Source organism: Sphingobium sp. IP1 (assembly GCF_002708645.1).
GTDB classification, from domain to species: Bacteria; Pseudomonadota; Alphaproteobacteria; order Sphingomonadales; family Sphingomonadaceae; genus Sphingobium; species Sphingobium yanoikuyae.
Genome location: NZ_NOIW01000022.1, coordinates 62,908 through 74,878, shown reverse-complemented (window position 1 = coordinate 74,878; position 11,971 = coordinate 62,908). Strand labels below are relative to the sequence as shown.

The 11,971-nt window shown below is 66.8% G+C and carries 12 protein-coding genes; 9 read left to right on the top strand and 3 right to left on the bottom strand.

Features of this window, described 5'->3' with window-relative positions:
• Positions 1-169 precede the first annotated feature (169 nt).
• Both CG471_RS10320 and CG471_RS10315 read left to right on the top strand, forming a co-directional pair.
• A complete protein-coding gene (locus tag CG471_RS10320) occupies positions 170-679 on the top strand; it encodes a MarR family winged helix-turn-helix transcriptional regulator (protein WP_004207880.1) in 510 nt (169 codons plus the stop codon).
• 169 nt (positions 680-848) lie between these two features.
• Positions 849-1,172 (top strand): hypothetical protein, encoded by a 324-nt coding sequence (locus tag CG471_RS10315; RefSeq protein ID WP_010338154.1) that lies wholly within the window; start codon positions 849-851, stop codon positions 1,170-1,172.
• A gap of 535 nt (positions 1,173-1,707) precedes the next feature.
• Here the strand turns inward: CG471_RS10315 and CG471_RS10305 are convergent.
• Entirely contained in the window at positions 1,708-2,274 is a 567-nt protein-coding gene (locus CG471_RS10305) for an XRE family transcriptional regulator (RefSeq protein WP_234792486.1), read from the bottom strand.
• A gap of 27 nt (positions 2,275-2,301) precedes the next feature.
• Between CG471_RS10305 and CG471_RS10300 the strand changes: the two genes are divergently transcribed.
• Positions 2,302-3,204, top strand: coding sequence for a DMT family transporter (locus CG471_RS10300; protein ID WP_010336335.1), 903 nt, complete (start codon positions 2,302-2,304; stop codon positions 3,202-3,204).
• Positions 3,205-3,228: 24 nt separating this feature from the next.
• Here the strand turns inward: CG471_RS10300 and CG471_RS10295 are convergent, their stop codons facing one another.
• Complete coding sequence (locus CG471_RS10295; RefSeq protein WP_099231810.1) at positions 3,229-3,987, bottom strand: enoyl-CoA hydratase; 759 nt, start codon at positions 3,985-3,987, stop codon at positions 3,229-3,231.
• Positions 3,988-4,085: 98 nt separating this feature from the next.
• Between CG471_RS10295 and CG471_RS10290 the strand changes: the two genes are divergently transcribed.
• The 6 genes from CG471_RS10290 (at position 4,086) to CG471_RS10265 (ending at position 10,711) form a co-directional block, all read left to right on the top strand.
• Positions 4,086-5,078, top strand: coding sequence for a bile acid:sodium symporter family protein (locus CG471_RS10290; RefSeq protein WP_099231819.1), 993 nt, complete (start codon positions 4,086-4,088; stop codon positions 5,076-5,078).
• The gene (locus CG471_RS10285) at positions 5,075-5,590 is read left to right on the top strand and encodes a phosphoribosyltransferase (protein ID WP_037512431.1); all 516 of its coding nucleotides are present in this window, start codon (positions 5,075-5,077) and stop codon (positions 5,588-5,590) included. Before CG471_RS10290 ends, CG471_RS10285 begins: the two co-directional genes overlap by 4 nt.
• A gap of 83 nt (positions 5,591-5,673) precedes the next feature.
• Entirely contained in the window at positions 5,674-6,834 is a 1,161-nt protein-coding gene (locus tag CG471_RS10280; protein WP_099231809.1) for an aromatic ring-hydroxylating dioxygenase subunit alpha, read from the top strand.
• The gene (locus tag CG471_RS10275) at positions 6,831-8,441 is read left to right on the top strand and encodes an NAD(P)/FAD-dependent oxidoreductase (protein WP_099231808.1); all 1,611 of its coding nucleotides are present in this window, start codon (positions 6,831-6,833) and stop codon (positions 8,439-8,441) included. The genes CG471_RS10280 and CG471_RS10275 overlap by 4 nt, the downstream gene beginning before the upstream one ends.
• Before the next feature lie 54 nt (positions 8,442-8,495).
• Positions 8,496-9,491: an aspartate carbamoyltransferase catalytic subunit gene (locus CG471_RS10270; RefSeq protein ID WP_097384162.1), complete on the top strand. Its 996-nt coding sequence runs from the start codon at positions 8,496-8,498 to the stop codon at positions 9,489-9,491.
• Positions 9,488-10,711, top strand: a complete 1,224-nt coding sequence (locus CG471_RS10265; protein WP_099231807.1) for a dihydroorotase family protein — start codon at positions 9,488-9,490, stop codon at positions 10,709-10,711. Before CG471_RS10270 ends, CG471_RS10265 begins: the two co-directional genes overlap by 4 nt.
• Here CG471_RS10265 and CG471_RS10260 read toward each other — a convergent pair.
• The gene (locus tag CG471_RS10260; protein ID WP_099231806.1) at positions 10,708-11,856 is read right to left on the bottom strand and encodes a diguanylate cyclase; all 1,149 of its coding nucleotides are present in this window, start codon (positions 11,854-11,856) and stop codon (positions 10,708-10,710) included. The two genes, CG471_RS10265 and CG471_RS10260, sit on opposite strands and share 4 nt — an antisense overlap.
• Positions 11,857-11,971 lie beyond the last annotated feature (115 nt).

Here is an 11,971-nt window from a genome sequence, read left to right as displayed (position 1 = left end):
CGCCCCAGCAATGCGCCGATCCAAGTCAGCGCGGGACCGCCATATAGCGGCTGATGCACGAAAGAAAAGCCCTCCTGACGATGGACTTCGCCTTTCCCTTTCCTTCCCGCCCAACCCATCTTAGGGATCAACGCCACGCCCACGCCCCTGCAACCGGAAACCTGCGCCGATGTCCGTCCAAGCCCCCTCGCCCAGCCAGATCGCACCGGCCTCGCCGCTGTTCCTGCGCGAGGACGAAATCCGGCGCGGCATCGAGATGCTCTATTTCGGCTATTCCGCGCTCACCCGATCGATCGACGAGGGGCTGGCGGCGCAGGGCCTGGGCCGCGCCCACCACCGCGCCCTTTATTTCATCTCGCGCCAGCCCGACCTGACGGTGAAGGATCTGCTGCGCCTGCTGGCGATCACCAAGCAATCGCTCGGCCGGGTGCTCAATGACCTGATCGAGCGCGGCTATATCGAGACCCGGCCGGGCAGCAGCGACCGGCGGCAGAAACTGCTGCGCCTCAGCGCCGCCGGGCGCGCGCTGGAGGCCGAGCTTTTCCGCGCCCTGCGCGAGAAGATGGCGGCCGCCTATGCCCAGGCCGGACAGGGGTCCGTCACCGGTTTCTGGCGGGTGATGGAGGGTCTGATCCCCGATGCCGACCGGTCGATGGTGTTCGGCCTCAGCGGCGGCTGATCGCGAAACCACGCAACCTTATGGCCGCTGCCGCGCTTTTACGAGCGTCGTGCGGAAAAGTGGGAACCGGTTTTCCGCTTAAAACGATGCGACAACGAGAGATTAGGCAGCGCCGCGTCAGATATGATGCGGCGCTGCCCAAGCCTTGCCAACGCAATGAGGAGACATCATGCGCGCACCCCTTCTGGCCATCACGGCCCTGTCCGCCCTGGGCCTGAGCCTGTCCGCCTGCTCGGAAAAGGCGTCGGACAATCTGGAAAATGCCGGCTCCGCGATCGGCAATGACGTCAGCAACGCCGTCGACGATGCCGGCGCCAAGATTGACAACGGCCTCGACCGCGCGGGCGCCGCGATCGACAATGGCGCGGACCGGATCGGCGCCGCGACCGACCGGGCGGCCGACGACGCCAAGCGCGAGGGCAAGGAAGCCAAGCAGGATGTCGGCGCCTCGCTGGAGCAGGCCGGCAAGGACCTGCGCAACGACAGCCATTGAGACGTGCCGGGCCTCCCCATGGGGAGGCCCGGCCTCAGGCCGCGACGCTATATCCGGGCGGCCTGGATGCGACTGGAAGTGGCTATTTCCATCTTCGTCATCCCGGCCCCTTCGACAGGCTCAGGCCCGGCTTGATCCGGGATCGCTTCAGCGCTCCCTATCCGCCGTAGTGCAGAATGGGTCCTGACTTTCGTTAGGATGACGCCTGTGGAGATTGTCGGATTTCGATCAAGAGCGGCCCTCGTTACCCCGGCCTTGAGCCGGGGTCCCGCTCCTTTATCTGTAGCATGGAAAAGCGGGATGCCGGGTCAAGCCCGGCATGACGGGATGGGGATGGACGCGAGCGACCAGAAGTGGACATTCCTCCCCGGAACGGGGAGGTGGCAGCGCGAAGCGCTGACGGAGGGGCAGATGCCTCTTAGCGCTGCGCTATCCGGCCTGTGCCCCTCCACCACTCGCTACGCGAGCGGTCCCCCTCCCCGTGCCGGGGAGGAATGCCTTGTTCCCACCCATCCCGGCCATTCGTCCGCGCTGCCTAGAACACCACGTTGCGCACGAAGCGCAGCAGGTCCGTTCCGCGATTGACGAAGACATAGGGGCGGTCGCTGCTGAAGATGAGGAAGTCGCCCGCCGTGATCGTGCGCGTGCCGGCATCCATCTCGACCGTCAGAACGCCTTCCACCACATAGAGCATCTCGTGCCAGTTGGCGGCGTCCGCCTCGGCCGGGTAGCGGTCGCCCGGCGCCAGCGACCAGGTCCATAGCTCCGCCTCGCGCGCGGCCGGCACGGTGCCGAGCAGGGTCGCGCGGCTATGCGCATCCTCGCCCTGCCAGGCAAGGGTATCGATCCGGCTGTTGTCGGGCATGTCGGGCGCGCGCACGACATGGGAGAAGCTGACATCGAGCGCCTGCGCCAGCCGGTCGAGCGTCGACAGGCTGACATTGGCCTCGCCGCTCTCGATCCCCACCAGCATGCGCCGGCTGACCCCGGCCGCGCTGGCCAGCGCATCCTGGCTCAGCCCCTTGGCGGCGCGCAGGCGGCGGATATTGCCCGCGACATGGGAAAGAACGTCCGGGCGCGGGACTTCGACTTGACTGTGCAATATATTGCTCATAACGCGATGTGCATTATGTTGCACAATGCCGCCCTCGACAAGAGCCCAGCACCCCGGCTGATGATCGGCCGTCCCGAACTCGCGCTGATCGGGATCACCGTGCTGTGGGGCGCGACCTTCCTGATCGTGCATCATGCCATGCAGCAGAGCGGGCCGCTCTTCTTCGTGGGGATGCGCTTCGGCACGGCGGCGCTGCTCGCGCTGCCGCTCGCCTGGCCGGTGTTGCGCGGCCTGACGGCGCGCGAACTGCTGGCCGGGTCGATGATCGGCCTTGGCATCTTCTGCGGCTACACGCTCCAGACCTGGGCGCTGCAGACCATATCCAGCAGCACATCCGCCTTCATCACCGCCGCCTATGTGCCGCTGGTGCCGATCCTCCAATGGGCGATATTGCGGCGGCGGCCGCGCTGGACCAGTTGGGTCGGCGTCGCGCTGGCCTTTGCCGGCCTGATCCTGATCGCCGCCCCGCGGGAAGGGCTGTCGCTGGGCAAGGGCGAGGCGCTGACGCTCATCAGCACCCTGGCGATCGCGCTGGAAATCATCTTCATCAGCCTGTGGGCCGGCAAGGTCGACATTGCCCGCGTCACGCTGGTGCAACTGGCGGTCACGTCGCTGCTCGCCTTCGGCCTGATGGCGCCGATGGGCGAGGCGATCCCGCCCTTTTCCTGGACGGTGATCCTGTCGGCCTGTGGCCTGGGCGCGATGACGGCGCTGATCCAGTTCGTGATGAACTGGGCGCAGCGCACCGTATCGCCGACCCGCGCGACCCTGATCTATGCCGGCGAGCCGGTCTGGGCCGGGATATTGGGCCGGATCGCGGGCGACCGCCAGCCGGCCACGGCGCTGGCCGGCGCGCTGCTGATCATCGCCGCCGTGATCGTGAGCGAACTGAAGTTCGAGCGGCGGGGCAAGGACTGATCCCTTCCCCCGGCCGCGCTTCGATCAGGCCCGCTTGAAGACCGGCGCGCGCTTTTCGAAAAAGGCCATGAACGCCTCCTGCGCTTCGGGCGAGGCCAGCGCTTCGCGGAACAGCCGGGCTTCTTCGGCGATGCGCGCCTGCAAGGCGGCGGGGTCACCCTTCATCAGCCGGCGCGTCGCCATCAGCGCCTGGGGCGGCTTGGCCATCAACGCCGCCGCCTTGGCGCGGGCATGGTCGAGCAGCGTTTCGCCTGTCACGATCGCTGTCACGAAACCGGCGCGATCGGCCGCTTCCGCATCCATCGGCTCGCCCAGCATCAGCATCGCCGCCGCCCTGGCATGGCCCATGATCGCGGGCGCGAGCAGGCTGGAGCCGGCCTCCGGCACGATGCCCAGATTGACGAAGGGCATGACGAAGCGCGCGTCGGGCGCGGCATAGACCAGGTCGCAATGGAACAGCATCGTCGTGCCGACGCCCACGGCAAGCCCCTGCACCGCCGCGACGATCGGCTTGTCGAAGGCGGCAATCGCGCTGATGAAATCGAAGGCGGCGGCGCCGCCCTCCGGCCCGGCCATGAAGTCCTTGAGGTCATTGCCGGCGCAAAAGGCGTCGCCCCGCCCCGCGAACAGCACCACGCCAATCTCCGGCCGCGCCGACGCATCGGCCAGCGCCGCAATCATCGCGCGGTACATCGGCCCGGTCAGCGCATTCTTCTTGTCGGGCCGGTCGATATGGATTTCGAGCACGCCGTTCGTCTCGATGATGGCGATATGGTCGCTCACGCAAATTCTCTCCCGATACTCTGTGCCAAGGCTGTTGGCCCAGAGGATGGGGCGGCGTCTATCCTTTTCCAAGCCCCTTCCCTATGCCCGGAATCATGATGACTCGCCTGCGCCTGATCCTCGATCCCTTCCTCGTCCTGCTGCTCTGCACCGTTGCCCTAGCGTCGGTCCTGCCCGCGCGCGGCCAGGGCGCCCATGTCGCGTCGATCGTTGCGGACGCGGGCATCGTGCTGCTTTTTTTCCTGCATGGGGCAAAATTGTCGCGCGAGGCGATCTGGGGCGGCGCCAAGGCCTGGCAACTCCATCTCGCGACTCTGGGCACGACCTTCCTCTTCTTCCCGCTGGTCGGCATCCTGCTGCAGCAGATCGGCGCGATCCCGGAGAATATGCGCGCGGGCCTGCTGTTCCTGGCGCTGCTGCCATCGACGGTGCAAAGCTCGATCGCCTTCACCGCGATTGCGCGCGGCAATGTCGCCGCTGCTGTCGTCAGCGCCTCCTTCTCCAACCTGCTCGGCATCGTGCTGACGCCGCTGCTGGTGGCATTGCTGATGCAGCGCGGCGGCAGCAACCTCATCTCCCTTTCCTCGGTCGAGGGGATCATGCTGCAATTGCTGTTGCCCTTCGTGCTCGGCCATCTGGCCCGTCCCTGGATCGGCGGCTTCGTGTCGCGGCACAAGACGCTGGTCGGCCGGGTCGATCGCACATCGATCCTGCTGGTGGTCTATTCCGCCTTCAGCGCGGCGGTGGTCGAAGGGCTGTGGCACCGGGTCTCGCGCGCGGAGCTGGCGCTGCTCGCGCTGCTCTGTATCGCCATGCTGGTGATCGTGCTGCTCTTCACCTGGGCGCTTGGCCGGCTGCTCGGCTTTTCCCGCGAAGATGCGATCGTGCTGCAATTTTGCGGCTCGAAGAAGAGCCTCGCTTCGGGCGTGCCGATCGCCGGCGTCCTCTTCCCCGCAGCGGCCGTCGGGCCGATCATCCTGCCGGTCATGCTGTTCCACCAGATTCAGCTGATGGCTTGTGCCCTGCTGGCACGGCGCTATGGGGCGCAGGCGGCCGATAGGGCCGATTCGCAGATGGCAACCATATCATGACCCAACCGATCCTGACCGACATTCCGATGGAGAGCTTCCTCTCCCATATCGACGCCGTAGCCGGCGCGATCGCCAAATCGGACTGGCGGCCCGACTATATTGTCGGCGTCGGGCGCGGCGGGCTGGTGCCGGCCACCTATCTGTCCCACGCCATCAGCCAGCCGATGCTGTCGGTCGACCTGTCGGCCCAGGTCGCGGGCTTTTGCGACGAACTGCTCGACAAGCTGGTGGCGATGGCGCTCGAAGGATCGCGCCTGCTGTTCGTCGACGACATCAATGACAGCGGCCGCACGATCAACCAGTTGCGCGCGGCGCTGGCCGGCGCGCCGGCCGATCATCTGCGCTTTGCCGTGCTGATCGACAATGTCAGTTCCGCCGCGAAGGTCGAATATCGCGCGACCACGATCGACCGCATCGTCACCAAGGACTGGTTCGTCTTCCCCTGGGAAGCGGTTGCTAGCCGCGCATCGATCCTGTCGGACTGGGGCGAAGTGCCCGAACGGACCAGCTGAGAATAGCTGTCACAAAAATTTAATGGAAATTCCCCGCCCGCTCGTTATACAAGCGTACAACTGCAATGGGGCATGCGGGGTAGATGGGCGAGACGGGATGCGGACCGGATCCGGACGCGGGCTATAGCCTGCCGGCATGGACCTATAGCGATCCCGAATTTTTCGCCGTCGAGACCCGCCGCATCTTCCGTCCGAGCTGGCAGATCGTCGCCCATGACAGCGACCTGCCGGCGCCGGGCGATTTCCATGTGCTGGACTATCTTGGCGAGAGCATCATCGTCATCCGCGGGGATGACGGCGAAGCCCGCGCCTTTACCAACGTGTGCCGCCACCGCGGCGCGCGCCTAGTGGACGGGCCCTCGGGTCGCACCAGAAAGCTGGTCTGTCCCTACCATGCCTGGACCTATGGTCTGGACGGATGCCTGACGGGCCTGCCGATGGCGGGCAGCTATGGCAGCCTCGACCGGTCCAGGCATGGACTTGCCCCTGTAGAAATCGAAAATTTCCACGGCTTCCTGTTCGTCCGGCTGGAGGATGATGGCGGGCCGTCGGTGGCGCAGATGATGGCGCCCTATGTCGACGAGATCGCGCCCTATCGCTTTGCCGAACTGCGCGCGCTTGGCCGCGTCACGCTGCGCCCGCGCGGGGTGAACTGGAAGAATATCGGCGACAATTATTCCGATGGCCTGCACATCGCGGTCGCCCATCCCGGCCTCAAGCGGCTGATGGGCGATGGCTATGGCGTCGAAGCCAGCCCCTATGCCGACAAGATGTGGGGGCCGATCCTCGATCGCCCGTCCGCCAACCTGTCCGAGCGCGCCTATCAGCATTTCCTGCCGGCCGTCCCGCATCTTCCGCCCGATCGGCAGCGGCTTTGGACCTATTTCAAGCTCTGGCCCAATTTCGCCTTCGACATCTATCCCGACCAGGTGGATTTCATGCAGTGGCTGCCGGTGTCGCCGACCCAGACGCTGATCCGCGAGATCAGCTACGCCCTGCCCGATGACCGCCGGGAGATGAGGGCGGCGCGCTATCTCAACTGGCGCATCAACCGCCAGGTCAATGCCGAGGATACCGAGCTTGTCGCCCGCGTGCAGGCCGGCATGGGGTCGGACAGTTTCACCGTCGGCCCCTTAAGCGACCAGGAAGTCGCGCTGCGCCATTTCTGCGCGCGGATGCGCACCATCATTCCGCAGGCGCGCCAGCATCGCGCGCCTGCCCCCGGCTGGAGCCACATCGCATGACCAAAGCCTATGACGCCGTCATCATCGGTGCGGGCCATAACGGCCTTGTCTGCGCCTTCTACCTGGCCCGTGCCGGCTACACGGTGCGCATGGTGGAGCGCCGCGATGTCGTCGGCGGCGCGGCGGTGACTGAGGAATTTCACCCCGGCTTCCGCAACTCGACCGCCAGCTACACGGTCAGCCTGCTCAATCCCAAGGTCATCCGCGACATGAAGCTGGCCGATCATGGCTATCGCGTGATCGAGCGGCCGATCAGCAATTTCCTGCCCCAGCCCGATGGCGGCTATCTGAAGCTGGGCGGCGGGCTGGAACGGACCCAGGCCGAGTTTGCCCGGTTCAGCGCGCGCGATGCCGCCACGCTGCCCGCTTATTATGACGCGCTGGAAATGGTGGCCGACGTCCTGCGCGACCTGGTGCTCAAAAGCCCGCCCAATGTCGGCGATGGCCTGACCATGGTGGTCGAGGCGCTGAAACAGGGCCGCCGCGTCGCCGGGCTCGATATCGAGCAACAGCGCGACGTGCTCGACCTGTTCACCAAATCGGCCCGAACCTTCCTCGACAGTTGGTTCGAGAGCGAGGCGGTCAAGGCCGCCTTCGGCTTCGATGCGGTGGTCGGCAATTTCGCCTCCCCCGACACGCCGGGCAGCGCCTACGTGCTGCTGCACCATGTGTTCGGCGAGGTGAACGGCAAGAAGGGCGCCTGGGGCCACAGCGTCCGCGGCATGGGCACGATCACCCAGGCCATGGCGAAGGTCGTGCAGGCGATGGGCGTCGAAATCAGCCTGGAGGCGCAGGTCGATCATGTGCTGGTCGATGGCGATCGCGCCGTCGGCGTGAAGCTGGCCAGCGGCGAGGAAGTGATGGGCACCAGCATCATCGCCAATGTCGGCCCCAAGCTGCTCTATGAGCGGATGATGCAGCCGGCCGACCTGCCCGCGGACTTTCTGAAGCGGATCAGGGCGTTCAAGGCGGGGTCGGGCACCTTCCGCATGAATGTCGCGCTCTCCGCCCTGCCCGACTTCACCTGCCTGCCCGGCATTGGCGAGCATCACCAGTCGGGCATCATCATCGCGCCGACACTCGATTATATGGACCGCGCCTATCTGGATGCGAAGCGCGACGGCTGGTCGAAGGCGCCGATCGTCGAGATGCTGATCCCGTCCACCATCGACGACAGCCTGGCGCCCGAGGGGTGCCATGTCGCCAGCCTCTTCTGCCAGCAATTCGCGCCCGAACTGCCCGACGGGCGAAGCTGGGACGATGAGCGCGAGGCGGCGGCCGACCATATCATCGCCACGGTCGAGGCCCATGCGCCGGGCTTTGCAAAGAGCGTGATCGCCCGCCAGATCCATTCGCCACTCGACCTGGAACGCAAGTTCGGTCTGGTCGGCGGCGACATCATGCATGGCAATCTGACGCTGGACCAGATGTGGGCGGCGCGGCCGGTGCTGGGGCATGGCGCGTATCGCGGGCCGGTGAAGGGCCTCTATATGTGCGGCGCGGGCACCCATCCGGGCGGCGGCGTCACCGGCGCGCCGGGCCATAATGCCGCGCGTGAGGTGCTGAAGGATCGCGCCCTGTGGGGGAAATGGCGCGGCCGGGCCTGATCGGGTCTTTCCCCGCCTTGCCCCAACCGAAAGCCTGGCCTAAAGACCCGGCTCATGCCCGACATCTTCATTCCTGATGCAACGCCCGAGCTGACCGGCCGGGCGCTGTTCCCGCACCGGCACCTGCTGTCGATCGCCGACCTCAAGCCCTGGGAAATCCGTTTCCTGCTGGACGAGGCCGAACATTGGGCCCGCACCAACAAGGGCCAGGCGCGCAAGCATGACGACCGGCTGGCGGGCATGACCCAGATCAACGCCTTTTTCGAGAACAGCACCCGCACCCTGCTGTCGTTCGAGATCGCCGGCAAGCGGCTGGGCGCCGACGTCGTCAACATGCACGCCGGCCAGTCGAGCGTGAAGAAGGGCGAAACCCTCATCGACACCGCCATGACGCTCAATGCCATGGCGGCCGACGTCATCGTCATCCGCCATGCCAGTTCCGGCGCGGTCGCGCTGATCGCGGACAAGGTCGACTGCCCGGTGCTGAATGCTGGCGATGGCTGGCACCAGCATCCGACGCAGGCGCTACTCGATGCGCTCACCATCCGCCGCCGCAAGGGCGGGTTCGAGGGGCTGGTGGTCGCCATTTGCGGCGACGTGCTGCACAGCCGCGTCGCCCGATCCAACATGCTCTGCCTCGCCGCACTGGGCGCGCAGGTGCGCGCGGTCGCCCCGCCCACCCTGCTGCCGCCCGAGGTCGAGATGCTGGGTGCCACCCCCTATAGCCGGATGGAAGACGGGCTGGATGGCGCCGATGTCGTCATGATGCTGCGCCTGCAGAATGAGCGGATGGACGGCGCCTTCATCCCGTCGGCGCGCGAATATCATGCGCTTTATGGCCTGACGCCCGAACGGCTGGCCATCGCCAAGCCCGATGCCCTGGTCATGCACCCCGGCCCGATGAACCGGGGCGTCGAGATCACCAGCACGGTGGCGGACGATCCCGATCGGTCGGCGATCACCGAACAGGTGGCGATGGGCGTGGCGGTGCGCATGGCGTGCCTGGATGTTTTGACGCGCACGGCGCGCGGTGTGGAAGGCTGGGCATGAGCAGGATCGCAATCGTCAACGGCAAGCTGGCCGATCCGGCGGGCGACGCCCTTGCCCCCGGCACGGTCCTGATCGAAGGTGACCGCATCCTGGCCACCGGCACGGTCGACATTCCCGCCGACGCGCAGCAGGTGGATGCTGGCGGATTGGTGGTCGCGCCGGGCCTCATCGACCTGGGCGTCTTCGCCACCGACAAGCCGGCCTTCCATTTTGGCGGCATCACCCGCGCCGCCCTGATGCCCGACCAGCGCGCACCGCTGGACGAGGTCGGCCTGATCCGGGAAGCGACCCGCGTGGGCAAGCCCGACTTCTGGGTCCACCCGATCGCCGCCGCGACCCGCGGCCTCAAGGGCACGGAAATGGCCGAAATGGGCCTGATGCAGATCGCCGGGGCCAAGGCGGTCGGCACCGGCCGCCAGTGGATCGCCGATTCGGGCGTGATGCTGCGCATCCTCTCCTACGCCTCGGGGCTGGGCCTCACCGTCATCGCCCATGCCGAGGATGGCGGCCTGTCCGCCAAGGCGGTGGCGACCAGCGGTGAGACCGCGACGCGCCTGGGCCTGGCCCATGCCCCGGCCTGCGCCGAGGCGATGGCGATCGCGCGCGACATCATGCTGGCGCGCGAAACCGGCGCCGCCATCCATTTCCGCCTGGTCACGACCAAGGCCGGTTTCGACCTGATCCGCGCCGCCAAGGCGGAGGGGCTGAAGGTCAGCTGCGGCATCAGCCCGGCCTATCTGTTCCTGAACGATCAGGCGATGACCGACTTCCGCACCTTTGCGCGCCTGTCGCCGCCGCTGCGATCCGATGCCGATCGCCATGCCAGCATCGCCGCGGTCGCCGACGGCACGATCGATGTCATCACATCGGGCCATGATCCGCGCGGGCCGGAGGACAAGCGCCTGCCCTTCGCCGACGCGTCGCCCGGCATGGCCGGCGCCGAAACGCTGCTCGCCTTGTCGCTCAACCTTGTGCGCGAAGGCCATGTCAGCCTCAACCGGCTGATGACCCTGCTCAGCGCCAATCCGGCAAAAATCCTTGGCGTCAACGCCGGCAGCTTCGCGCCCGGCAGCGCCGCCGACCTGATCCTGCTCGATCCCGACGCGCCATGGATCGTCGATTCGGCGAAGATGGCAGCCTCGGCCGGCAACACGCCGTTCGACAAGGTGCCGGTGCAGGGCCGCGCCCGGCGCATCATGAAGGGCGGGCAGTTCTTCTAAGCGGACTGGCGTTGCGGTTCGCCGAGCCGCCGCCCCTTGCGCTGCCGCTTGTCCGCATAGAGCCGCGTGTCGGCGACATGCAGGACGGCGGCGGCCTCCGCCCCGTCCTGCGGGAAGGTCGCGATACCGAAGCTGCTGCCGACCGACAGGCTGCGCCCCTGCCAGCCCACCGGCGCGGCGATCGCCTGCCGGATGCCGGGCATGCGCCGATGCAGGGCGTCGACATCGGTTTCCGCGTCATGGAGCAGCGCAAATTCGTCGCCGCCCAGCCGCGCGATGCTCACCGCGTCCGGCATCAAGGCCCGCAACCGACTACCCAATGATGTCAGCAGGGCATCCCCTGCCTGATGGCCATGCTGATCATTGCACTGCTTGAAGCCGTCGAGATCGGCGAGCAGCACGCTGAAGGCCGCGCCCCGCTCCACCCGTTCTTCGATCGCGCGCATGAAGCTCAGCCGGTTGTCGAGCCCGGTCAGCGCATCGGTGCCGGCCAGCCGCGCCAGGTCGCGCTGCGACACCAGCATCGCCACCGTCTCGCGAAACTTCCCCAGCACCAGATTGGCCTGCATCACCGTGACGATCCCCATCATCACTGCCATCGCCCGCACGCCCAGATTGTCATAGAGCGCCATCTTCACCAGGATCGGCAACACCGCCGCGCCCATCGCGCCGATCGCGGCGCGCGGCACGCTGAGCAGGGTCGTCGCCGCAACCAGCGCGCCAATGCCGATGAACACGGGCGCCACCATGCAATAATAGATTTCGGTTTCGGTGAAGGCGTTGACCGCCCACAGCCCCGCCACCAGCCCGGACGCGGTCGCGACATGTGCGACCCGCATCAGGCTGCGCGCCTGCACCCCGGCATCAGTCGCGATCGGCACGCCGCGCCAGCGCTGCAGGGATAGCGCGCAGGCCAGTAAGATCAGCGCAGGCGGCGTCACCTGTTGCCACAAGGGCAGATCGCCCATCACCGCGAGCGCCATCGCGACGGCATTGGCCATGATCAGCAGGCACAAAAGCGGCAGCGCCTGATGGAAGCGGCGATATTGGGTATCCAGCACAGCCTCGCGCGCGCTGTCCGGCACCGGTGCCGTGAACGGGCCGTCCCAGCCCTTCAGCCGCTGTTGCCAGCGCTTTTCCGCCACTTGTCCGCTCCCTGCCGTCTCGCTGCGAGCGGCCGTTGGTAGCGAAAGGGGGTTAATCCTCCAACAACGGGAAACCCTAACCGGGGAAAACCATGAGGGAGGCGAATCACGGAAC